We start from the raw sequence: 21716 nt of genomic DNA on the forward strand, positions 1-21716 counted from the left end.
GTGACGTCAGATGTCGTTCCCGAAGAGGCAGAAGGGCTGAACCCCTGCCTCCGGGTAAGCGGCGAGGGCGGCCGGGAGGTGGTCTCGTCCGCCCCTCCTGCATCTAATCTGTCGCACAGACCCCCACAGGGCCTTCCCCCGCAGCGTGGGCGGGACTCCCGCCCGGCACCACCCAGAACAGGCGGCTGAGGGCATGACACCACTGCGCCCAGAAGATCCCGAGACGCTAGGGCCCTACCGTCTCGTGGCTCGGCTCGGAGCGGGCGGCATGGGCCGGGTCTATCTGGCGAAGGCGTCGGACGGCAGCACCGTCGCGGTCAAGGTGATCCGCCCCGAGATGGCGGAGGACAAGAACTTCCGTATCCGCTTCCGGCGCGAGGTGGCGGCCGCGTCGGCGGTCGGCGGCGTCTACACGGCACCCGTGGTGGATGCCGCGCCGGACGCCGAGACGCCATGGCTCGCCACCGCCTACGTACCCGGCCCCACCCTCGCCGAGGCGGTCGCCGCACACGGCCCGCTGCCGGTGGAGACGGTCCTCGCGCTGGGCGCCGGAGTCGCCGAGGCGCTGATCGCGGTGCACGCCGAGGGCCTGGTGCACCGCGACCTCAAACCGTCCAACGTGCTGCTCGCGGCGGACGGCCCGCGCGTCATCGACTTCGGTATCGTCCGCGCCCGGGACGGCTACGAACTCACCGGCGACGGCTCCCTGTTCGGCTCCCTCGACTACATGTGTCCCGAGCAGGCCACGGGTGACCGGATGGGACCCGAGGGAGACGTCTTCTGTCTCGGCTCGGTGCTCGCGTTCGCCGCCTCGGGCCACGCGCCGTTCGAGGGAGCGGCGGGAGCCGCCCTGCTCTACCAAGTGGTCCACGGCTCGGCCGATCTGACGCTGGTGCCCGAACCGCTCGACAAGATCATCAGCCTCTGCCACGCCAAGGACCCCGCCCTGCGGATCGGCCCCGACCGGCTCTCCGCCGCCTGCGCTCCCGGCGGCGCCGAACAGATGCTGAAGGAGGGCTGGCTGCCCGCGCCGGTGGCCGCCATGGTCGCCGAGCGCCGGGCCGCCGCCGGCGACCTCGGCCACGGCACGCAGGGCCCGGTCCCCGCACCGGCAGGCCCGGCCGACGTACCCGGACCCGAACCGGAGCCGCCGGCGCCGCCGGGCCGGGGCCGGCAGGGTACGGCGTATGCGGCGGAGAGGTGGTCGGCGTACGACACCGCCACGGTCGAAGGCGGGGGCGGGGGCGGGGCCGGGGAGGGCGCGTCCGGCCCGGGGTGCGCCGGTGGAGGGGGGAGTGCCGGGAACGCACCGGATCGTGCTCCCGGAGCGGGGGGCGGCGGGGCCCGCCCGGACCGTGCTCCCGGAGCCGAGGGTGCCGGGGCCTGCGTGGATCAGGTTTCCGGTGTGGGCGGCTTCGGCGTGGATGAGGTCTCCGGTGTGGGCGGCTTCGGCTTGGATCAGGTCTCTGGTGCGGGTGCGGGTGCGGGTGCGGGTGCGGGTGCGGGTGCGGGTGCGGATGCGGGTGCCGGTGGCGGTGGAGTGGATCCTGTCACCCGCGCCGGTGGCGTCGGCGCGGGGCTGGGCTTCGGAGGCCGTGGTCTCCAGGCCGGGGCCGCCGGACCGGTCGAAGCCGGACCCCACGTCCGTGCGGAGGAACCGGCGCCGGAACGTTCCGCCGCGCCCGCGCAGCACCGCGCCCCCGCCCGCTCCGGCGCCTCCCGCCGCGCGGCCCTCGCCGTGGCGGGAGCCGCGGGCACGGCGCTCGTCGGCGGCGCGGCCCTCGTCGCCGCCCGGGGAAGGAGGGGCCGGCAGGCGGTGCGCCCGCTCGGCCCGGCCCCCGAGCCGTCCTGGATCTACCGGGGCGGCCCGCTGCTGCAGACCCCGGCCGTCTTCCACGACGGCACGGCCCTGCTGAAGTCCCGTCCCGGCGACATGATCTGCCTCGATCTGGAGAACGGCTCGCAGCCCAAGTGGGTCTACCGGGGCATCAGCCTCTCGCCCACCCCCGTCCTGCTGACCTACGGCGCCGCCGTCGCGCTCGGCACCGGCGCGACCCTGATCGGCGTCGACCCGGCCAGCGGCGTCGAGCGGTTCACGCTCGACTTCGGCGAGGACTACCAGTTCGACCAACTGCTCGGCGGCTACGACGGCTTCGCCGTCTCGGTCCTCGGCGCCAGCCTGCAGCGTCAGTCGGCGGAGCAGGGCGTGGCGACCTCCACCAGCGCGGTCTTCGGGGTCAACCTCCAGGCCCACCAGGCCCTCGTCATACCGATCAACCCGGAGGACGTCGGCGTCCCGCTGCAACCCGTCATCACCTCCGACTACTTCGTCTACGCCGACGGACTGCGCAACGTCGCGGTCCGCTCCACCCGCGAGGGCGGCAGCCTGCGCTGGCGGCACCAGGTGGGCTACGACCTCCGGCCGGGTCTCGCCGTACTGGGCCGGACCGTCTTCGCCATCGGGTCCGAGCTGATCGCGCTGGACCTGGGCAGCGGGAGGATCCGCTGGCGGGCGAAGGCCGAACGCGGCATGTTCGCCTCCCTCGGCGCGGGGGGCAACACGGTCTACGCCACCGGAAACGATCCCTACGGCGTCCACGCCTTCAACGCGGCGAACGGCCGGCGGCGCTGGTTCTGCGAGACCCCCCGCCTCAACGTCGACACCCCGATCGCGGTCGGGGCACACGCCGTGTACGTCCCCGCCTTCGAGAACAAGAACGGCTTCTACGCCGTCGACACCGCCTCCGGCCGCCTGCTGTGGAACTTCACCGACGGCCGTGAGACCGGCGTCAACGACTGGCAGCTCTCCTGCGACGGAGCCGGGCACCTGGTGGCCCAGCACTTCGACCGGACCTACGGACTGCCCGTCACCTGAGCGGCCGGCCGGGACGGCCTCCCTCACCTCTGCGGCTGGCCGGCCTGCTCCGCCAGCTCCTTGACGCCGTGCAGGGTGGCCCGGATGTGGCTGCGCAGTTCGGAGATCCGGAAGGCCACGATCTCCTCCTCCCGCTCCGGCGCGCGCTCGATCGCCAGGCTGACCCCGGAGCGGCCCGGCCCGATCCGGGCGACCTGCCGCAGCCTGGTTCCGGCGCCCTCGGGCTCCAGCTCGAAGCGCCACGTGGCCAGCGGGTCGGAGGAACCGCGCGCGGGCGTGCCGAACTGGCCGTCCTCGTCGACGACCGCCCAGCCGAACACCCGCTGCTCCTCCAGCTCGACGACGTGCGAGACGGTCCGCCACGCGCCGAGCATCCGGTGGTGGTTGTATCCCGCGAAACGAGTCCCCACCCGGGGCCGCCACGCGCCGTCGAGCCACTCCACCCGCCGCAGTTCGGGGCTCAGACGGGCCGGCAGCGCGATGTCGGTCACCAGGGCCCACACCCGCGGCGGAGGGGCCGCCACATGGACGTCACAGCTCACACTCGGCGCCTCGGCGTACCGCACGGGCGAACCTCCTCGATGGTCGGTGCGATGATCCGGCTCAGCTGTCGAAGTCGACGGTGAGGGTGTCGGAGGCGGCGTAGGTCTGGCACGTGAGGACGTAGCCCGCGGACACCTCCGCCGGTTCCAGTGCGTAGTTGCGGCGCATGTCCGCCTCGCCGTCGGTGACGAGCGCGCGGCAGGTCCCGCAGACGCCGCCCTTGCACGCGAACGGAAGGTCGGGGCGGGCCTGCTGGGCGCCGTCGAGGACGCTGCGGTGGCGTGGTGCGGTGAACGTGGTCGCCCGGCCGTCGAGGACCACGGTGACCTCGCTCGTCGGGCCCCGGCCGGAGACGTCGTCGCGCTCGCCGGCGGGCGGGGCGGGCGGTTCGTCGTCCGCGTGGAACAGTTCCTGGTGGACCCGGTCCGCCGGGACGCCGCGTCCGGTGAGGAGCGCGCGGGCGTCGCGCACCATGCCGTGCGGGCCGCACAGCCACCAGTGGGAGACGTCGTGGACGTCGAGGAGCGCGTCCAGCAGTGCGCCGAGCCGGCCGGTGTCGAGCCGGCCGGAGAGCAGCTCGGCCTCGCGCGGCTCACGGGACAGCACATGGGCGAGGTGGAAACGGGCCGGGTACCGGTCCTTGAGGTCGGCGAGCTCGTCCGCGAACATCACGGTGCCCGAGCGCCGGTTGCCGTACAGCAGCGTGACGCGCGCGTCGTCGTCCGCGGCGAGGACGGACGCGGCGATGGACAGCATCGGCGTGATGCCGGACCCGGCGGCGACGAGGACGTGGTGGCCGAGTCCGCCGGGCCCGGTCAGATCCGGGGTGAACGCCCCGGTCGGCGCCATGACCTGCAGCGTGTCCCCGGGACGTACACCGTGCACGAGCCAGGAGGAGAACACCCCGCCCGGCACCACACGCACCCCGATGCGCGGCGCCGTACCGGCCGGCGAGCAGATCGAGTACGAGCGCCGCTCGTCGCGGCCGTCGATCTCGCGGCGCACGGTCAGGCACTGACCGGGCCGGAAGGCGAACACGTCGGCCAGGCGGCCGGGGACGTCGAAGGTGAGGGCGGCGGCGTCGGCGCACAGCGGTTCCACGGCGGACACCCGCAGGGCGTGGAAGGCCGGGCGACGGCGGGAGCGAACCGGAGGCAGGGTCATGGCAGGTCCTTGACGTGGGGGAACGGCTCCAGACAGGTGCGGCAGCGGCGCAGAGCCGTGCAGGCGGTGGCGCCGAATCGCGAGATCTCCTCCGTGTCGGCGGAGGAGCAGCGCGGGCAGGCGACGTCGGCCGGCGCCGTCGTCAGGCTCAGCCAGGTCCGGCCCGGTGCCGGACCCGGCGCGCCCCGGGGGCCGGGCGGTGCGATGCCGTGCTCCGCCAGCTTGCGGCGGCCCTCGTCGGTGATCCGGTCGGTGGTCCACGGCGGGTCGAGCACCGTGACCACCCGTACGTCGGCGAAGCCGGCGGCCCGCAGCCGGGCCGCCACCTCGGCACGCATCTCGGCGACGGCGGGGCAGCCCGCGTAGGTCGGGGTGAGCCGGGCGACGACGGTGCCCTGCGGCGTCACCTCGACGCCGTGCAGCACCCCGAGGTCGGCGAGCGTCAGCATCGGCAGTTCGGGGTCGGGGACCTCGGCGGCGATCCGCTGCGCCCGTTCCGGCGACGCCGTCACCACGACGCGTCCGGGTGGGCGCGGGCGACGCTCTGGAGTTCCGCGAGGAGCGGTGCCAGGTGCGGGGTGTGGTCTCCGTTCCTCCCGGAACCCGGGACCGGCGGCGCCGGGGGGCCGGGCGGGGACACGTCGTCGGACCGGTTCAGTCCGGCGTCGGCCAGCACCCCGAACAGCTCCGCGCGGGTCCGCGCCGCGACGGCGGCCGGATCCGCCCCCAACCGTTCGGCCGTACGGTCGGTCAGCAATTCGTCGAGCCAGGGGCCGAGGGCGTCCAGCGCGGTCCGCATCCGTCCGGCGGACTCGGCGGTGCCGTCGCCGAGCCGTACCGTCCACTCCGCGGCGTAACGCCGGTGGTAGGCAAGCTCCTTGACGCTCTTCGCGGCGATCGCGGCCAGCACCGGGTCCGCCGTGCCGGTGAACGCCTCGCACACGGCCAGCCGCCAGACGGAGAGCACCAGCAGCCGGGCCACGGTGAACGCGAAGTCCCCGCCGGGAAGTTCGGCCAGGCGCACGTTGCGGAAGTCCACCGGGTCGCGGAAGTAGGCGTACGCGTCCTCACCGCGGCCGGTGCCGTCGGCCCGGCCGGCCCTGGCGTACAGCAGCCGGGCCTGGCCGAGCAGGTCGAGGCCGATGTTGGCCAGGGCGAGCTCCTCCTCCAGCTCCGGGGCGCGGGTGCACCACTCGGCCAGCCGCTGCGCGGACACCAGGGCGTCGTCGCCGAGCGCCAGACAGCAGGCGGCCAGGTCGTCCGCGTCGACACCGTCGGGCACCGCCTGGTCGACCCCGTGCAGCGGGTCGGTGAAGCCGGTGCCGAACGCCCAGCGGGCGCTGTCGCCGTCGACGTACAGGTCCTCGTCGGTCATGCACTGCTCCTCGGGGTCGCTACATGTGGGGGACGTCGTCGGGGATGGCGTAGAAGGTGGGGTGCCGGTAGACCTTGTCGCCGCTGGGCGCGAAGAACGGGTCCTTCTCGTCGGGCGCGGAGGCGGCGATGGTGTCCGAGCGCACGGCCCAGATGCTCACGCCTTCGTTGCGCCGGGTGTAGAGGTCTCGGGCGTGCAGGAGCGCCATCTCGTCGTCGGCGGCGCGCAGGGAGCCGACATGGACGTGGTTCAGGCCGCGCTTGCCGCGGACGAACACCTCGTACAGCGGCCAGGTCTGCTTCTCGGGGCTCATGCCGCCGCTCCTTCCCGCAGCCGGGCCGTCCGCTTGGCGGCGTGCGCGGCCGCGGCCTCCCGCACCCAGGCGCCCTCCTCGTGGGCGGCACGGCGGCGGGCGATCCGCTCGGCGTTGCACGGCCCGTCGCCCGAGACGACCCGCTTCAGCTCGTCCCAGTCGGGGGTGCCGAAGTCGTGGTGGCCGCGTTCCTCGTTCCAGCGCAGTTCCGGGTCGGGCAGGGTGACGCCCAGCTTCTCGGCCTGCGGGACGGTCATGTCGACGAAGCGCTGCCGCAGGGCGTCGTTGGAGTGCCGCTTGATCCTCCAGGCCATGGAGCGCGCCGAGTTGGGGGAGTCGTCGTCGGGCGGCCCGAACATCATGAGGGACGGCCACCACCAGCGGTCCACGGCGTCCTGCACCATCGCGCGCTGTGCGGCCGTGCCCCGCATCATGGTCAGCAGCAGCTCGTAGCCCTGCCGCTGGTGGAAGGACTCCTCCTTGCAGACCCGGACCATGGCGCGTCCGTAGGGGCCGTACGAGGTGCGGCACAGCGGTACCTGGTTGCAGATCGCCGCGCCGTCCACGAACCAGCCGATCACCCCGACGTCGGCGAAGGTGCGGGTCGGATAGTTGAAGATCGAGGAGTACTTCTGGCGGCCGTCGACCAGCCGCTCGGTCAGCTCCGCGCGGTCGGCGCCGAGGGTCTCGGCCGCCGAGTAGAGGTACAGGCCGTGCCCGGCCTCGTCCTGCACCTTGGCGAACAGGATCGCCTTGCGGCGCAGCGAGGGCGCCCGGGTGATCCACTCGCCCTCCGGCTGCATGCCGATGACCTCGGAGTGGGCGTGCTGGGCGATCTGCCGTACGAGCGTGGCCCGGTAGGCGTCGGGCATCCAGTCCCGGGGCTCGATGCGCCGGTCCCGGGCGATGGTGTCCTCGAACACGGACATGTTCGTGGAGGTGGCTGCCTCTTTCATGGGTCCCCTTTCGTGGGTGACGGGTGGTCAGCGGCCGCGGAAGACCGGGCCTCGCCGTTCGAGGAAGGCGGTGACGGCCTCGCGGTGGTCGTCGGTGGTGCCGAGGCGCCGCTGGACGACGGACTCGCGCTCCAGCGCCGCCGGCAGGGTCGTGGTGGCCGCCGAGCGCAGCAGCGTCTTGGTCTCCCGGTGCGCGGCGGTGGGCCCGGCTGCCAGCGCGCGGGCCAGGGCCACGCCCTCGGCGGCGGCCGAGCCGTCCGCGACGACACGGTGGACGAGCCCCCACCGCTCGGCGTCCCGCGCGGAGAAGGTGTCGCCGAGCAGCATGAGCCCGGCGGTGCGGGAGGGGCCCAGCTGCCGGGCCAGGGCGCGGGCCACGCCCGAGTCCGAGGCGAGGCCGACCCCGCCGAACGCGGTGGCGAAGCGGGCGCCCTCGGCCGCCACGCGCACGTCGGCGCAGAGCGCGAGGCCCAGTCCGGCGCCGACACAGGAGCCCTCGACCGCGACCACGAGCGGGACCGGCAGCGCGTGCAGTTCCTTCACCAGCGGGTTGTAGTGGTCGGGGATGTTGGCGAAGGCGGTGGCGGGCGAGGTCTTCAGCAGGTGGGCGTGTTCCTTGAGGTCCTGGCCGACGCAGAAGTGCCGGCCGCGGGCGGTGATCAGGGCCGCCCTCACCTCGCGCCGGGCGTCCGTGGTCAGGCGCCGGGCGGCCATGAGAAGGGCGCTGCGCAGGTGTGCGTCGAGCGCGTTGCCGGTCGCGCGGCCGCGCAGTTCGATCACGGCCACGCCGTCGGTGACCTCGTACGACACCCCGTGCGACGTGGGGATTTCGCTCACTGCCATCGGTAGAACCCCTGACCGCTCTTGCGGCCCAGCTCCCCGCGGGCGACCTTCTCGCGCAGCAGCCGCGGCGGCGCGAACCGCTCGCCGAGCGTCGCGTGCAGATGCTCCGCGATGGCCAGCCGCACGTCGAGTCCGACCACGTCGGTCAGGCGCAGCGGGCCCATCGGATGCCGGTAGCCGAGACGCATGGCCGTGTCGATGGCCTCCGGGTCGGCGACCCCTTCCTCGACCATGCGGATCGCCTCCAGGCCGAGGGCGAGGCCGAGCCGGCTGCTGGCGAAGCCGGGGGAGTCCTGGACGACGACCTCCTGCTTGCCGAGGGCGTGCGTCCAGCGGATCGCCGCGCCGAGGGCCGCCGCGCCGGTGTTGCGGGCCAGGACCAGTTCCACCAGGGCGGAGACGGGCACGGGGTTGAAGAAGTGCATCCCCAGGAAGCGCCCGGGCCGCTCCAGGACCGCCGAGAGGTCGGTGACGGACAGCGAACTGGTGTTGCTGGCGAGGACGCAGTCGTCGTGCACCACGCGCTCGGCGGCGGCGAGCACCTCGGCCTTCAGCGCGGCGTCCTCCGGGACCGCCTCGACGACCAGGTCGGTGTCGTGGGGGAGCGCGGCGATCGAGGGGACGACGCAGACCCGGTCCGGGACGTCGAGGTCCGACGGGCCGCCGAGCGTCCCGCGCTCGGCCGCCTGGCGCAGTCCCCCGGCGATCCGCTCCAGAGCGGCGGCCGCGGCCGAACCGTCGCGCTCCACCACGACCACCCGCGAACCGGCGGCCGCGAAGGACTGCGCGACCCCGGCGCCCATCCGGCCGCCGCCGATCACCCCCACCACGGAGGGCGGTGTCGAAGCCGAGGTCATGCCCGGCCTCCCTTCTTCTCCAGGAAGCGCGTCATGCGTTCCTCCTTGTCCGGGCTCTCGAAGAGCACGGCCTGGGCGAGGTCATCGGCCACCGGATGAGCCCCCGCGGCGTCGGTGACGAGCTTGGTGAGCCGCAGGGCCAGCGCCGAGGAGCGGGACATCCCGTCGAGCACCGCGTGCGCCTCGTCGAGCAGCCGGTCGGCCGGTACGACGTCCATCACCAGCCCGCAGGCCAGCGCGGCCCCGGCGTCGAGGTTCCGTCCGGCGAGCAGCACCTGCTTGGCCACCGACTCGCCCACCAGTTCGCGCAGCCGCCAGCACGCGCCGGCGGCGGCGAGGATGCCCAGACCCGGTTCGGGGTTGCCGAACACCGCGTTCGGCCCGGCGATCCTGAGGTCGCAGGCGTAGGCCAGCTCGGCGCCGCCGCCGAGGGCCCAGCCGGGCACGGCGGCCACGGTGGGCAGGGGCAGCCCGCGCACCCGCTCGAACAGGCGGCTGTTGATGCCCCGCAGCGCCTCGTCCCGGCCCCGGCGGCGCAGTTCGGCGATGTCGGCGCCGCCCGCGAAGACACCGCCGTGTCCGGTGAGCAGCAGCAGTTTCGGAGTGCGCTCCAAGTCCTCGCAGACCCGGTGCAGTTCGGCGATCATGCGGCCGTCGAGGGCGTTGCGGGCGGCGGGCCGGCACAGGGTGACCACCACCCGGTCCGGGTGCTCCTCGACGGACAGCGTCTCGTACGCGCTCATACGCGCTCCACGAGCATCGCCACGCCCTGTCCGACGCCGACGCACAGGGTCGCAAGGCCGCGCCGGCCGCCTTCCCGTTCCAGCCGGCCCAGCAGGGTGAGCAGGATGCGGGTGCCGGAGCAGCCCAGGGGGTGGCCGAGGGCGATGGCGCCGCCGTCGGCGTTGACCCGGTCGGGGTCGAGCTTCAGCCGGCGCACGACCGCCAGGGCCTGGGCGGCGAACGCCTCGTTGAGCTCGATCGCGTCGAGGTCGTCGACCGTCCAGCCGGCCCGCTCCAGAGCCAGGGCGGTGGCCGGCACGGGGCCGAGCCCCATCAGGTGCGGCTCGACCCCGGCCGAGGCGGCGGTGACGACGCGGGCCCGGGGGGTGAGCCCGTACCGCTCCACCGCCGCCCCGCCCGCCACCACCAGGGCGGCGGCCCCGTCGGACAGGGGAGAGGAGTTGCCCGCCGTGACGATGCCGTCCCGGCGGAAGACCGTGCGCAGCCCGCCCAGCTTCTCCAGCGTGGTCGTCGGGCGCGGCCCCTCGTCCTCGGTCACCTCCCCGCCGGCGACCGGCACCGGGACGATCTCCGCGGCGAAGCGGCCCGCCGTCCTCGCGGCCACCGCCCGACGGTGGCTGCGCAGGGCGAAGGAGTCGGCCTCCAGCCGGGTGATGCCGTCCAGGGCGGCGACCTCCTCCGCCGTCTCGCCCATCGACAGCGTGGTCGCGGCGGGGAAACGGGGATTGGTGAAGCGCCAGCCGAGCGAGGTGTCGTGGACCTCGCCCGGCCTCGACCAGGGCGTGCCGGGCTTGGCCGTCACCCAGGGCGCGCGGGTCATCGACTCGACCCCGCCCGCCACGACGAGATCGGCCTCGCCGGCCCGTACCGCCTGCGCGGCGGAGGCGACCGCCGTGAGTCCCGACGCGCACAGCCGGTTGACGGTGTATCCGGGCACGGTGTGCGGAAGTCCGGCCAGCAGGACGGCCATCCGCGCGACGTCCCGGTTGTCCTCGCCGGCCTGGTTGGCGGCGCCGAGGATCACCTCGTCGACGGAGCCGGCCGGGACACCGGCGCGTCGCACGGCCTCGCCGACGACGAGCGCGGCCAGGTCGTCGGGGCGTACGGACGCGAGGGCGCCGCCGTAACGGCCCTGCGGGGTACGGGCCCCGTCGATCAGATAGACCTCATCGGACATCGGCGTGCTCCTCGGGCTTCTCGTGCTCCTCGGCGGGGGCGTGACGGCGGGACTGCAGGACGCAGAAGCGGCCGGTGACGAACGCCGGATCGGTCAGCGTCGCGTTGGCGGCCGGGTTGGCCGAGGTGCCGTGGAAGTCGCTGAAGGCGGCCGACTGGTTGGGGAACACGTCCGCGGTCAGGTTCTCCGACAGGTGCACCCCCGCCTCCAGGGCCGTCGCCCGCGCCGCCGCGAGGACGTCCTCGCCGGTCGCGTACACGCAGGCGGTGAGCGCGCCGTGGCTCCGCACGGTGTCGTGCAGGACGCGCAGGGAGTGCGCGGTGCCGTCGGTGCCGATGACGAAGGAGACCGGCCCGAACCACTCGCTCGTGTAGGTCTTGTCGTCGGTGTCCGCGTCCAGCCGGGCCACCAGCGGGGTGCGGACGACGGCGTCCGGATGGCCGGGGTGCGCCACGGCACGGGAGGGATGGGCGGTACGGCCCAGGGCGGCCGCCTCCTCCAGACGCGCGAGGACCCCGCCGTTCACGATCGCGCCGAGGGTGGCGGCGGCACGGGCCGGGTCGCCGAGCAGCTCGTCCAGCGCGCGGCCCAGATCGGCGGCGAACTCGTCCGCCGTGCGCGGCCCCTGGTCGGTGGGGAACCCCTCACGGGGCACCAGGATGTTCTGCGGGGTGGTGCACATCTGCCCGCTGTAGAGCGACAGCGAGAACGCGAGGTTGCGCAGCAGCCCGGCGTAGTCGTCCGTGGAGTCCACGACGACGGTGTTCAGCCCCGCCTTCTCCGTGTGCACGACAGCCTGGCGGGCGTTGTCCTCCAGCCAGTCGCCGAACTCGCTGGAACCGGTGAAGTCCACGATCCGCACGTCGGGGTGGGTGGCCAGGGCGGGCGCCGTGCGCTCCTCGGGGCGGGAGGCGGCCAGCAGCACCACGTCCGGGTCGAAACCGGCCTCCGCCAGTACCTCCCGGGCGATCCGCACGGTGATCGCCAGCGGCAGCACGGCCCGCCGGTGCGGCTTGACGATCACCGGGTTGCCGGTGACCAGGCTCGCGAAGAGGCCCGGATAGCCGTTCCAGGTGGGGAAGGTGTTGCAGGCGACGAGTACGGCCACGCCCCGGCCGACCGGCGTGTAGGACTTGTCCATGACGAGCGGTCCGCCCCGGCGCCGTGGCTTGCTCCAGCGTGCCGTGGCCGGATGGCGCCGCTGCGCCTCCCAGGCGTACGCCACCGCCTCCAGCCCGCGGTCCTGGGCGTGCGGACCCCCGGCCTGGAAGGCCATCACGAAGGGCTGGCCGGTGGTGTGCTGGACGGCGTGCGCGATCTCGAAGCTCGCCGCGTTCAGCCGTGCCAGGATCTCGGCCGCCACGCCGGCCCGCACGTCGGGGCTCGCCGCACGCCAGGCCGGGGCGGCCGCCTTGGCCGTCGCCACGGCGGCCTCGGGCGCCAGATGCGGGTAGTCGATGCCGAGGGGGAAGCCGTACGGCGAGACCTCCGCGGCCGGGACGGTGCCCATGGTGGGGTGCCCGTCCAGCGGGAAGGGGCGGTCGAGGAGGGCGCGGAAGGCCGCCTCGCCTGCCTCGGGCGCCCCGGCGCCGTACGCGGAGGTGCTCGGGACTTCCGGGTACGGCGTCCAGTAGCCGCGGTCGGTGGTGCGCGCCGAGGCCTGTTCGAGCAGGTCCGCATGGCGGGCGTAGAAGTCGGGATGCTGGGCGGGGGACATGAGGGCTCCAGGCCGAACGTTCGGTCGGTTGACGGGTGCGGTGCGCCCGGGTCCGGGGCGCGGGAAGTGCGGGTCGGTCAGAGGTCGGCGAGCAGGATCGCCGGGCGTTCCACGCAGTCGGCCACGAAGCGCAGGAAGCCGCCGGCGGTGCCGCCGTCGCAGACCCGGTGGTCGAAGCTGAACGACAGCTGCGTGACCTTGCGGACGGTCAGCTCGCCGTCCACCACCCAGGGTTTGTCGACGATGCGGCCGACGCCGAGCAGCGCCGCCTCCGGGTGGTTGATGATGGGTGTGGAGCCGTCGACGCCGAACACGCCGTAGTTGTTCAGCGTGAAGGTGCCCCCGGTCAGCCGGTCGGGGGGCAGGTTCCCGGTCCGGGCCAGTTCGGTCAACCGGGCCAGTTCGGCCGCCAGTTGGACCGTGGTCAGCCGGTGTGCGTCGCGGACGACGGGCACGACGAGGCCGCGGTCGGTCTGGGCGGCGAAGCCCAGGTGCACCTCGTCGAAGCGCAGGATCTCCCGGCGCTCGGTGTCCACCGCCGCGTTCAGCTCGGGGAAGCGGCGCAGACCGGCGACGCAGATCCGGGCGAACAGGGCCAGCAGCCCGACGCGGCGGCCCGGTTCGGCCGCCTCCAGTGCCTTCTTGGCCTGGAGCAGTCCGGTGGCGTCCACGTCGACCCAGGTCGTGGCGTCGGGGATCTCCGTGCGGCTGCGCGAGAGCTTGTCGGCGACGGCCTTGCGGACACCGCGCAGCGGGATGCGGACGGGACCGTCGGGGACCGCGGCCGGGGCGGGCTCGGACGGGGCGGGCGCCTTGCGCGCGACCGCCTGTTCCACGTCCCGCCGCAGGACGACCCCGGCGGGTCCCGTCGGTGCCAGGGCGGCGAGGTCGATCCCGTGGTCCCGGGCCAGCCGCCGCACCAGCGGGGAGATGACACGAGGGGCCTGGCCCTCGGCCACCGGCGCGGGTGCGGTGGCCGCCGTCGGGGCGGCGCGCCGGCGGCGACGGCGTGGCGCCGGTTCGTGCCCGGTGCCGTAACCGATCAGAACGTTGCCGGATCCGGCCTGCTCCTCCTCGCGGTACCGCTCGGCCGCGGCGGGCTCCGCCACGGGTGCCGCCTTTGCGGGTGCCGCCACCTCCGCGGGTGCCGCCGCGCCCACCGTGATCAGCGGTTCCCCCACCCCGAGCGCCGTGCCCGCCTCCGCGTGCAGCCGCAGCACCGTGCCCGCGTACGGCACCGGCACCTCGACGGCGGCCTTGGCGGTCTCCACCTCGACCACGATCTGGTCGATCGTGACGGTGTCGCCGACGGCGACCTTCCACTCGACGATCTCCGCGTCGGTCAGGCCCTCGCCGAGGTCGGGGAGCCGGAAGAGCTGCTCGTCCGTCGTCGCCGTGGTCACGCCACCGCTCCCTTCAGCAAGTGCCGGGTGTCGGGCTCGTCCGCGAACTGAAGACGGTCGACGGCGTCCAGGACCCGGTCGACCCCGGGCAGGTGGGCGTGCTCCAGCTTCGGCGGCGGGTACGGGATGTCGAAGCCGGCCACCCGCAGCACCGGTGCGGCGAGCGAGTGGAAGCAGCGCTCCTGCACCTGGGCGGCGATCTCCGCGCCGACTCCGGCGAAGCCCTGCGCCTCCTGCACGACCACACAGCGCCCGGTCCTGCGCACCGACTCCGTGACGGTCTCGTCGTCGAAGGGCACCAGCGTCCGCAGGTCCACGACCTCCAGCTCGACGCCGTCCTCCGCGGCGGCCTCGGCGGCGGCCAGCGCCACCGGGACCGAGGGGCCGTAGGCGACGAGGGTCGCGTCACGTCCCGGCCGCCGGATCGCGGCCCGCCCGAACGGCAGGGCGCCGCGTGTGTGAAGGTCGGTGTCCTCGCGCGACCAGTACAGCTTCTTGGGCTCCATGAAGACCACCGGATCGGGGTCGGCCACCGCGTCCCGCAGCAGCCAGTACGCGTCCTCGGCCGTGGCCGGGGTGACCACCTTCAGACCGGGCGTGTGGGCGTAGTACGCCTCGCTGGAGTCGCAGTGGTGCTCCACTCCGCCGATCCCGCCGGCGTAGGGGACCCGGATCACCATCGGCAGGCCGATCCGGCCCCGGGTGCGGTTGCGCAGCTTGGCGACGTGCGAGGCGATCTGCTCGAACGCCGGGTACGCGAAGGCGTCGAACTGCATCTCCACCACGGGACGGAACCCGCCCATCGCCATGCCGACCGCCAGGCCGACGATGCCGGCCTCGGCCAGCGGGGTGTCGAAGCAGCGCTGCTCGCCGAAGTCGCGGGTCAGGCCGTCGGTGATACGGAAGACCCCGCCGAGCGGGCCGACGTCCTCCCCGAAGACGAGGACCCGTTCGTCCTCGCGCAGCGCGTCGCGCAGTGCGGTGTTGAGTGCCTGCGCCATCGTGACCTTGGCCATGGTCGTCAGTCCTCCTGGGCCTGGGTGGATTCGGCGAGCTCGGCCGCCAACCGGTCCCGCTGCTCCCGCAGTTGCGGGGTCGGTTCGGCGTAGACGTGGTCGAACAGCTCCAGCGGGTCCGGCACGGAGTCCGCGTTCATGCCCGCGCGCACCCGCGCCGCCAGCTCCTCGGCCTCCTCGCGCACCGCCGTCACGTCGTCGTCGGTGAGCGCCCCGCGCGAGCGCAGGTACGTCTCCAGCCGGTCGACCGGATCGGCGGCCCGCCACCGCTCGACCTCCTCGTCCTCCCGGTAGCGGGTGGCGTCGTCGGCGTTGGTGTGCGCGTCCATGCGGTAGGTGTGCGCCTCGACCAGGACGGGGCCGTGTCCGGCCCGGGCGTGGGCGACGGCCGAGGTCAGCACCGCCAGCACCGCGACCAGGTCGTTGCCGTCGACCTGCTCGGAGCGCACCCCGTAGCCGATGCCCTTGTACGCCAGGGCGGGCGCCGCGGTCTGCCGGGCCAGCGGCACGGAGATCGCGTACTTGTTGTTCTGCACGAAGAAGACGACCGGGGCGCGCAGGACGGCGGCGAAGTTCAGCGCCTCGTGGAAGTCCCCCTCGCTGGTGGCGCCGTCCCCGACGAGTGCCATCGCCACGCCGTCCGCGCCCTTGCGGCGCAGGGCCTCGGCCATACCGGTCGCGTGCAGCACCTGGGTGGCCAGCGGGGTGCACTGGGGGGCGACCCGGGTGGCGGCGGGGTCGTAGCCGCAGTGCCAGTCGCCGCGCAGCAGCGTCAGCACCTCGACCGGGTCGAGGTCCCGGGTCACCAGGGCGACGGAGTCGCGGTAGGTCGGGAACAGCCAGTCGTCCGCGCGCAGCGCGAGCACGGCGCCGACCTGGCAGGCCTCCTGACCGCGGCTGGACGGGTAGACCGCGAGGCGGCCCTGCTTGGTGAGGGCGGTCGCCTGGGTGTCGAACCGGCGGCCCAGGACCATCCGGCGCCAGGCCGTGCGCAGGGCCTCGACCGGGGGCTCGGTGTACTCGGCCGGCTGCCTGGCGACCGGTGTGCCGTCCTCGGCCACGAACCGCACCGGCGTCAGGGACGGCAGGAGGCCCTGGACCGTCTGGCGGAGGCTCTTCACGGACATGGAGGGCACTCGCTTTCTCTGGACACTTGACAGGAGAATGGTGACCATCGCGGAATATGTGTTCAATAGCTCGGCGGAACCGGCGATGAACTGCCGGAGATCAGGGTCTGGGAGGACAAAGTGTCCGAGGAAATCTCGCTGCCGGGCTCGGCGGCCGGACGAACTGCCGTCCCGCTCGACGACATCGACCGGCAGATCCTGAGCCGGCTCCTGCTGGACGGCCGGATCTCGGTCCGGGCCCTCGCCGAGCAGGTGCACATCTCCCGGGCCAACGCCTACACGCGGATCGGCCGGCTCGTGGCCGAGGACGTCATCACGGGCTTCACCGCGCAGCTCAACGCCCAGCGGGCCGGCCTGGGCACGAGTGCCTACGTCACGATGGGCATCGAGCAGAACGCCTGGCGCGACATCTCGCGCGAGCTGCGCGGCATCCCGTACGTGGAGCATGTCGCCCTCGTCACCGGCGACTTCGACGTCCTGGTCCTCGTGCGCGCCCCGGACAACCTGGTCCTGCGCCAGGTCGTGCTGGAGAAGATCCAAGGGATCCCCGGAGTCCGCTCCACCCGCACCTGGCTCGTCTTCGACGAGGTGCGGGGGCGCGGCGCCGTCTGGACCGACTGAGCGGGGCCGGCCAGGTCACACGTCGATCAGCTCGGGGGCGGCCTCCAGCCGGTCCAGTGCCGTGCCGGCGGCCGCCGGCGGCGCGTGCCGCCGGGAGCGCACCACACGGAACCGCCCGGTGACGAAGTGGGCGCCCCCGCCCGGCAGGTCGGCGAGGGCCGAGGACGGATCGGCGGGCAGGTCGTCGAGGTTCTCCACCAGATGCACCCCCGCGTCCAGCGCCGCCGCCTCGGCCGCCGCCAGCACCAGCGGATCGGTGGAGTGCACCGAGGTGTACAGCCCGCCGTGCCGCGCCACCGTGTGCCGCAGGAGCGCCAGACTCTGCGAGGTCGAGTCGGTTCCCACCAGGAAGGACACGGGCCCGGGCCACTCGCGGGTGTAGATCCGCTCGTCGCAGGCGCGCAGCCGCACCAGCAGCGGGCTGCGCAGGTCGGCACCCGGGTGGTCGGGGTGGGCCACGGCGCCGGAGGCGTGCAGGACCGGGCCGCACCGCGCGGCCTCCGCCAGCGCGTCACGCACCTCGCCGGCGGCGATCGCGCCCAGCACCCTGGCCACGCGCGCGGGATGCCCGAGCAGCCGGTCCACCGCGTCACCGAGGTCGGCCCCCAGCTCCCGCAGCGTCTTGTGGCCCTCGTCGGTGCGAAAGCCCCGCTCCGGCACCAGGATGTTCTGCGGGGTGGTGCGCACCGTGCCGTTGCACCGGCACGAGGAGAGGGCGAGACCCCGCACCAGACCCCGGTAGTCGTCCGTCGAGTCCACGACCACCGTGTTCAGCCCCGTCCGGTCGGCGAACACGGCGGCCTGGCAGGCGTGCTGCTCCAGCCAGTCGGCGAAGCGCGCGGAGCCCGTGAAGTCGACGATGCGCACCGCCGGGTCGGTCGCCAGCCGCCGGTGCACATGCCGCTCCGGCTCCGCCACCGCCAGCGTGACGAGATCGGGGGAGTGACCGGCCTCCGCGAGCACCTGCCGGGCCACCCGCACCGTGATCGCCAGTGGCAGCACCGCGCGCGGGTGCGGGGCCACCACGACCGGGTTGCCGGTCACCAGGCTGGCGAACAGGCCCGGATACCCGTTCCACAGCGGGAAGTCGGGACAGCCGACGAGCAGCGAGACCCCCCGGGGCACCAGGGTGCAGGTGCCCCGCAGCGCGTGCGGCCGTCCGGCGCGCGCGGCACTTTCCCAGTGCAGGTCGGCCGGCACCCGTTCCGACTCGGCGAAGGCCAGGGCCACGGCCTCCAGGGCACGGTCCTGGGCGCACGGACCGGCGGCGCGGAAAGCCGCCTGGAGGGGCTGGCCGGTGGTGTGGTGCACCGCGAGGGCCAGCTCGTGGCTGCGGGTGTTGAGCCGGCGCAGGATCTCCACGGCCAGCCCCGCGCGCTGGTACGGCCCGGCGGCCCGCCACCCCGCCGCCGCCCGTCCGGCCGCCGCGACCAGCTCCGCCGGATCGCAGCGCGGGTAGGCGACGGCCGGACCGACGCCGTACGGCGACGACTCCGTGCGCACCCGGCCCAGTTCGCCGGGCTGCCCCAGCTCGAAGGGCCGTCCCAGCAGCGAGCGGAACACCTTCCCCGCGGTACGGGTCGACCTCATGCCCGCGTCGGCCGCGTCCTGACCGGTCGCCTCCGTGAAGGGGCGACGGCACTCACCGGCGGCGATCGCGCGCACGACGCTCTGGAGCAGCTCGCGGTGCCGTTCGTAGGGACCGGGGCGCATGGCCGTCAGCCTCTCCAGCTCGCAGCGAGCGCGAGCAGGGCGTCGTTCTCCTCCGGCAGCCCGATCGTCACCCGGACCCCCTCGCCGAGGAACGGGCGGACCATGACCTTTCCGTCCGCGCAGTGCAGGGCGAAGTCCCCGCTGTCGCCGCCGAGCGGCAGCCAGACGAAGTTGGCCTGGGAGTCGGGCACATCGTGTCCCAGCTCCCGCAGCCGCCCGGTGACACGGTCGCGTTCGGCGACGGTGAGGGCCGCCCGCCGGGCGACCTCCGCGCGCTCGCCGAGGGCGACGACGGCGGCCCGCTGGGCGAGGGCGCTGACACTGAACGGCACCTGCGTGCGGCGCACGTGCGCGGCGATCCCGGGCGGCGCGACGCAGTAGCCGACGCGCAGTCCCGCCAGGCCGTACGCCTTGGAGAAGGTCCGCAGCACCGCCACGTTCGGCCGGTCGCCGAGCAGGGCCAGACCGTCGGGGACCCGGGCCGGATCGGCGTACTCCCGATACGCCTCGTCGACCACGATCAGCACGTCCCGCGGCACCCGGTCCGCGAAGTCGGTCAGCGCCCGCGCCCCCACCGCCGTGGAGGTCGGGTTGTTGGGGTTGCACACGAAGACCAGCCGGGTCCGGGCGGTGATCGCCGCGGCCATCGCGTCGAGGTCGAGGGTGTGGTCGCGCAGGGGCACCCGCACCGCCGTACCGCCCGCCACGGCGGTGAGGATCGGGTACGCCTCGAACGACCGCCAGCCGAAGACGACCTCGTCACCGGGCCCGACGACCGTGTGCAGCAACTGTCCGCACACCTCGGAGGAACCGGCGCCCACCGCGATCCGGTCCGGCTCCACCCCGTGGTGCGCCGCCAGGGCCTCGACGAGCCGGGCGGCGTGCAGGTCGGGGTACCGCGACACGCCGCCCGCGGTCTCCGCGAGGGTCGCGGCCACCCCCGGCAGCAACCCGTGGGGGGACTCGTTGCTGGCCAGCACGACGGCTCCGGGCAGTTTCCGGCCGGGGACGTAGGAGGGCAGCTGGGACAGGGACGCACGGACACGCACCATGCTGGACTCGCTTCTGCAGCGCTGGGGCCCGAGGCCTGGCCGTCGGGCACTTGACAGGGAAATCGTGAAGAGCGGACGACAAGCGCTCAACCGTTTGGCGAATTCGGCTACGAATCGCCGAAAACGAGGCGGACCCCCGGCAAACCGTCTCCCGGCGAGCCCTCCGGGACCTCGGGTACGAGACGGACGGCGAGGCGTCCGCCGGACACCGGGCCCCCTCCATGATCACGGGACGGACACAGCGGGCCCTCGGCACCCCCGCCGCGGACGGGACCCCAGCAGACTGCTCGCCGCCCGGGCCGTGCGAAGCGTCCGCGGCCCGCCCGTTCCGATCGAGGGAGACCATGCACACGACCCGGACCCGCCCCAGCCCCGGAGTCCTGACGGCGGGCGCGGCGGCTCTCGCGCTGCTCGCGACCGGCTGCTCGCAGCCGTCCACGGGCGCGCGGACCGACGGCTGCCGCGCCGACGGCCACTGGTCGGAACGGGAACAGGCCGCGTGGCTGCGGACCGCGGTGGCCTTCCAGGGGACGGCCGACGGGGCCGACGGCACCGGCTCGGCGTACGCGCACGCGTCGGTCGTCGTCCGGGCACAGCACCCCGGCGATGCCGGGCCGCTGTGTCAACCGCTCTCGGTGCAGGTCGAGTTCTGGACCCTCACCGCCACGACGACGGGGACGCGGATGTCGTCCGTGATGCGCCAGCGGCTCGACGCGGACGGAAGCAGGACCCACACGGTCCGCTTCCCCGCCGGCCTTCCCACCGGGCGGGACGGTGCCTGCGCAGGGGTCCTCGTGGCGGCGTACGCGGGCGCGCCCCTGACCGGCGAGGAACTGCCCGGGCAGATCCCGGACCCGGCCGCCGCAGGTGAGGCGGACGTGCGGTTCGGGACGGAGCGCGTCGGCGCGTACCGGCTGCTCCCGCCGCCGGATCCCGCGGGGTGCGCCACCGACCGGCGGACCGCCGGCCCTTCACCGGCCGCCCCCTCGCCCGGCCCCTCGCCCAGCGGTTCGTCGGCCTGGGACGTCTTCCATCCGTGACACGCGGTGGCCTCACCGGCGCTTGAGCGCGAGCACGGCGACGACCGCCCGGTGATCCGTGCCCGGTACGGTCCGTTCGCCTACGGAGACGCCCACCAGGCCGAAGCCGTGCAGGACGTGGTCGAGCGGGATCAGGGCCGGCAGGAGTGTCCTGCCGGCCGGCCAGGTGCGGACCCAGCCGCGGCCCAGTTCGGCGTGCGTGTCCGTGAGCCCCGACGCGAGCAGTTCACGCATCGGCGCGTGGTCGAGGGAGGCGTTGAAGTCCCCCAGGAACACGGTGTCGGGGCCGTTCTCCCGGGCGACGGAGGCGAGCGCGGTCAGGTCCCGGGTCCAGCGTTTCGCGTCACCGAGCGGGTAGTACGTGTGCACGGCCACCAGCCGTACGGTCCGTCCGCCCACGGTCACGTCCGCGGTGGTCTGCGGCCAGGCGGTGCCGGCGTCCAGCGGACCGGCGTGGGTCAGCGGGAGCCGTGAGTAGATCGAGGAGTCGTTCTCGGGATGGAGTTCCCGGTGGGGCAGCAGATGGTCCAGACCGGCCTCGGCGAGCGCGGCGACGCCGGCGGCCGGCAGTTCCTCCACGGCCAGCACGTCGATCCGCTCGGTCCGCACCAGCCGCACCACCGCGCGCGGATCCGCCCGGCCGACATGGGCGTTGAGCGTGGCCACCCGCAACTCCGCCGCCCGTGGCGGTACCTGCTCCTGGTGGGAGACGAACCGCGGTACCAGCAGGGCGGCGTGCGCGGCCGTGACCAGCGCGGCGACGGCCACCGCCCACCGCGAGCGCAGCACCGGTACGGCCGACAGGACGCTCAGCACGAGCACGCTGAGCACGGCGCCGTAGGGGAAGAGCACCATCGGCACCGCGAGCGGTGTTCCCGCGTCCAGCCCCGTCACCCGTACGACGAGCAGGGCGGACGGTCCGGCGAGGACCACACCGCACCCCAGCAGCGCGGCCGTCCGCCCGCGTCGGCCGCCCCGGCCGTTCGCCCCGTCCCCGTCCCCGGCGCGGGGCGCGTCGACGGCGGTCTCCGTCATCAGTCCTCCACTCGGCAGGGCGCGGGCGGTGATCACCCGGGCCTCGCACAGGGGACGACAGCCGGCCCGCGCGCGGTTGCGGGCGGGGAGCGGAGGGTCGGCGACGACGTCCGGCACCACGTCCTGCCAGGAACCAACAGGTGAG

General features: G+C 74.4%; 20 protein-coding genes. 3 read left to right on the forward strand and 17 right to left on the reverse strand.

All coding sequences use genetic code 11. From position 1 onward, the window contains the following. The first annotated feature begins 244 nt into the window (after positions 1-244). Positions 245-2875, forward strand: a complete 2631-nt coding sequence (locus ACFY30_RS10620; RefSeq protein ID WP_390844800.1) for a protein kinase — start codon at positions 245-247, stop codon at positions 2873-2875. Positions 2876-2898: 23 nt separating this feature from the next. Here ACFY30_RS10620 and ACFY30_RS10625 read toward each other — a convergent pair whose 3' ends face one another. The 14 genes from ACFY30_RS10625 to pdhA all read right to left on the reverse strand — a co-directional run bounded on the left by ACFY30_RS10625 (position 2899) and on the right by pdhA (position 16110). After that, the gene (locus ACFY30_RS10625; protein WP_390844801.1) at positions 2899-3441 is read right to left on the reverse strand and encodes an SRPBCC family protein; all 543 of its coding nucleotides are present in this window, start codon (positions 3439-3441) and stop codon (positions 2899-2901) included. A gap of 37 nt (positions 3442-3478) precedes the next feature. Beyond that, positions 3479-4582: a 1,2-phenylacetyl-CoA epoxidase subunit PaaE gene (gene paaE, locus ACFY30_RS10630; protein WP_390844802.1), complete on the reverse strand. Its 1104-nt coding sequence runs from the start codon at positions 4580-4582 to the stop codon at positions 3479-3481. Further along, the gene (gene paaD / locus ACFY30_RS10635; RefSeq protein ID WP_390844804.1) at positions 4579-5094 is read right to left on the reverse strand and encodes a 1,2-phenylacetyl-CoA epoxidase subunit PaaD; all 516 of its coding nucleotides are present in this window, start codon (positions 5092-5094) and stop codon (positions 4579-4581) included. Before paaD ends, paaE begins: the two co-directional genes overlap by 4 nt. Then, positions 5091-5957, reverse strand: a complete 867-nt coding sequence (gene paaC, locus ACFY30_RS10640) for a 1,2-phenylacetyl-CoA epoxidase subunit PaaC (protein WP_390844806.1) — start codon at positions 5955-5957, stop codon at positions 5091-5093. The genes paaD and paaC overlap by 4 nt, the downstream gene beginning before the upstream one ends. Before the next feature lie 19 nt (positions 5958-5976). Then, on the reverse strand, positions 5977-6270 hold the full coding sequence (paaB, locus tag ACFY30_RS10645) for a 1,2-phenylacetyl-CoA epoxidase subunit PaaB (protein ID WP_390844807.1): 294 nt from the start codon (positions 6268-6270) through the stop codon (positions 5977-5979). After that, positions 6267-7226, reverse strand: coding sequence for a 1,2-phenylacetyl-CoA epoxidase subunit PaaA (gene paaA / locus ACFY30_RS10650; protein WP_390844809.1), 960 nt, complete (start codon positions 7224-7226; stop codon positions 6267-6269). The genes paaB and paaA overlap by 4 nt, the downstream gene beginning before the upstream one ends. A gap of 27 nt (positions 7227-7253) precedes the next feature. Next, positions 7254-8069: an enoyl-CoA hydratase/isomerase family protein gene (locus tag ACFY30_RS10655; protein ID WP_390844810.1), complete on the reverse strand. Its 816-nt coding sequence runs from the start codon at positions 8067-8069 to the stop codon at positions 7254-7256. Continuing rightward, positions 8060-8926 carry a 3-hydroxyacyl-CoA dehydrogenase family protein gene (locus ACFY30_RS10660; RefSeq protein WP_390844811.1) on the reverse strand — a complete coding sequence of 289 codons (867 nt, stop codon included), beginning with the start codon at positions 8924-8926 and terminating at the stop codon, positions 8060-8062. The genes ACFY30_RS10655 and ACFY30_RS10660 overlap by 10 nt, the downstream gene beginning before the upstream one ends. After that, positions 8923-9669 (reverse strand): enoyl-CoA hydratase/isomerase family protein, encoded by a 747-nt coding sequence (locus ACFY30_RS10665; protein WP_390844813.1) that lies wholly within the window; start codon positions 9667-9669, stop codon positions 8923-8925. The genes ACFY30_RS10660 and ACFY30_RS10665 overlap by 4 nt, the downstream gene beginning before the upstream one ends. Beyond that, complete coding sequence (locus ACFY30_RS10670; RefSeq protein ID WP_390844815.1) at positions 9666-10847, reverse strand: thiolase family protein; 1182 nt, start codon at positions 10845-10847, stop codon at positions 9666-9668. The genes ACFY30_RS10665 and ACFY30_RS10670 overlap by 4 nt, the downstream gene beginning before the upstream one ends. After that, positions 10837-12564 (reverse strand): phenylacetic acid degradation protein PaaN, encoded by a 1728-nt coding sequence (paaN, locus tag ACFY30_RS10675; RefSeq protein ID WP_390844817.1) that lies wholly within the window; start codon positions 12562-12564, stop codon positions 10837-10839. Before paaN ends, ACFY30_RS10670 begins: the two co-directional genes overlap by 11 nt. Before the next feature lie 77 nt (positions 12565-12641). Then, positions 12642-13967, reverse strand: coding sequence for a dihydrolipoamide acetyltransferase family protein (locus ACFY30_RS10680; RefSeq protein ID WP_390844819.1), 1326 nt, complete (start codon positions 13965-13967; stop codon positions 12642-12644). Next, positions 13964-14983, reverse strand: a complete 1020-nt coding sequence (locus ACFY30_RS10685; protein WP_390844821.1) for an alpha-ketoacid dehydrogenase subunit beta — start codon at positions 14981-14983, stop codon at positions 13964-13966. The genes ACFY30_RS10680 and ACFY30_RS10685 overlap by 4 nt, the downstream gene beginning before the upstream one ends. A 5-nt stretch (positions 14984-14988) precedes the next feature. Beyond that, entirely contained in the window at positions 14989-16110 is a 1122-nt protein-coding gene (pdhA, locus tag ACFY30_RS10690) for a pyruvate dehydrogenase (acetyl-transferring) E1 component subunit alpha (RefSeq protein WP_390844822.1), read from the reverse strand. A gap of 120 nt (positions 16111-16230) precedes the next feature. On the opposite strand from pdhA, the gene ACFY30_RS10695 reads away from it, so the two are divergent. Then, positions 16231-16731 carry an Lrp/AsnC family transcriptional regulator gene (locus tag ACFY30_RS10695; protein WP_390844823.1) on the forward strand — a complete coding sequence of 167 codons (501 nt, stop codon included), beginning with the start codon at positions 16231-16233 and terminating at the stop codon, positions 16729-16731. Positions 16732-16746: 15 nt separating this feature from the next. On the opposite strand, the gene ACFY30_RS10700 is transcribed toward ACFY30_RS10695, so the two are convergent. Continuing rightward, the gene (locus tag ACFY30_RS10700) at positions 16747-18444 is read right to left on the reverse strand and encodes an aldehyde dehydrogenase family protein (RefSeq protein ID WP_390844825.1); all 1698 of its coding nucleotides are present in this window, start codon (positions 18442-18444) and stop codon (positions 16747-16749) included. Positions 18445-18449: 5 nt separating this feature from the next. Further along, positions 18450-19496, reverse strand: a complete 1047-nt coding sequence (locus ACFY30_RS10705; RefSeq protein WP_390844827.1) for a histidinol-phosphate transaminase — start codon at positions 19494-19496, stop codon at positions 18450-18452. A gap of 344 nt (positions 19497-19840) precedes the next feature. On the opposite strand from ACFY30_RS10705, the gene ACFY30_RS10710 reads away from it, so the two are divergent. Beyond that, a complete protein-coding gene (locus ACFY30_RS10710) occupies positions 19841-20536 on the forward strand; it encodes a hypothetical protein (protein WP_390844828.1) in 696 nt (231 codons plus the stop codon). A 12-nt stretch (positions 20537-20548) separates the two neighbouring features. Here the strand turns inward: ACFY30_RS10710 and ACFY30_RS10715 are convergent, their stop codons facing one another. Beyond that, on the reverse strand, positions 20549-21571 hold the full coding sequence (locus ACFY30_RS10715; RefSeq protein ID WP_390844830.1) for an endonuclease/exonuclease/phosphatase family protein: 1023 nt from the start codon (positions 21569-21571) through the stop codon (positions 20549-20551). Between the last annotated feature and the right edge of the window lie 145 nt (positions 21572-21716).

Origin of the sequence: Streptomyces sp. NPDC000345, assembly GCF_042898825.1 — a bacterium.
Lineage (GTDB): Bacteria > Actinomycetota > Actinomycetes > Streptomycetales > Streptomycetaceae > Streptomyces.

What these genes read in the sequence shown, in the direction of transcription:
- paaN (WP_390844817.1), bottom strand. Translation starts at nt 12,564, where the DNA reads ATGTCCCCCGCCCAGCATCCCGACTTCTACGCCCGCCATGCGGACCTG.
- ACFY30_RS10660 (WP_390844811.1), bottom strand. Translation starts at nt 8,926, where the DNA reads ATGACCTCGGCTTCGACACCGCCCTCCGTGGTGGGGGTGATCGGCGGC.
- paaA (WP_390844809.1), bottom strand. Translation starts at nt 7,226, where the DNA reads ATGAAAGAGGCAGCCACCTCCACGAACATGTCCGTGTTCGAGGACACC.
- ACFY30_RS10685 (WP_390844821.1), bottom strand. Translation starts at nt 14,983, where the DNA reads ATGGCCAAGGTCACGATGGCGCAGGCACTCAACACCGCACTGCGCGAC.
- paaC (WP_390844806.1), bottom strand. Translation starts at nt 5,957, where the DNA reads ATGACCGACGAGGACCTGTACGTCGACGGCGACAGCGCCCGCTGGGCG.
- paaB (WP_390844807.1), bottom strand. Translation starts at nt 6,270, where the DNA reads ATGAGCCCCGAGAAGCAGACCTGGCCGCTGTACGAGGTGTTCGTCCGC.
- ACFY30_RS10700 (WP_390844825.1), bottom strand. Translation starts at nt 18,444, where the DNA reads ATGCGCCCCGGTCCCTACGAACGGCACCGCGAGCTGCTCCAGAGCGTC.
- ACFY30_RS10670 (WP_390844815.1), bottom strand. Translation starts at nt 10,847, where the DNA reads ATGTCCGATGAGGTCTATCTGATCGACGGGGCCCGTACCCCGCAGGGC.
- ACFY30_RS10655 (WP_390844810.1), bottom strand. Translation starts at nt 8,069, where the DNA reads ATGGCAGTGAGCGAAATCCCCACGTCGCACGGGGTGTCGTACGAGGTC.
- ACFY30_RS10715 (WP_390844830.1), bottom strand. Translation starts at nt 21,571, where the DNA reads ATGACGGAGACCGCCGTCGACGCGCCCCGCGCCGGGGACGGGGACGGG.
- ACFY30_RS10665 (WP_390844813.1), bottom strand. Translation starts at nt 9,669, where the DNA reads ATGAGCGCGTACGAGACGCTGTCCGTCGAGGAGCACCCGGACCGGGTG.
- paaE (WP_390844802.1), bottom strand. Translation starts at nt 4,582, where the DNA reads ATGACCCTGCCTCCGGTTCGCTCCCGCCGTCGCCCGGCCTTCCACGCC.
- pdhA (WP_390844822.1), bottom strand. Translation starts at nt 16,110, where the DNA reads ATGTCCGTGAAGAGCCTCCGCCAGACGGTCCAGGGCCTCCTGCCGTCC.
- ACFY30_RS10710 (WP_390844828.1), top strand. Translation starts at nt 19,841, where the DNA reads ATGCACACGACCCGGACCCGCCCCAGCCCCGGAGTCCTGACGGCGGGC.
- ACFY30_RS10705 (WP_390844827.1), bottom strand. Translation starts at nt 19,496, where the DNA reads ATGGTGCGTGTCCGTGCGTCCCTGTCCCAGCTGCCCTCCTACGTCCCC.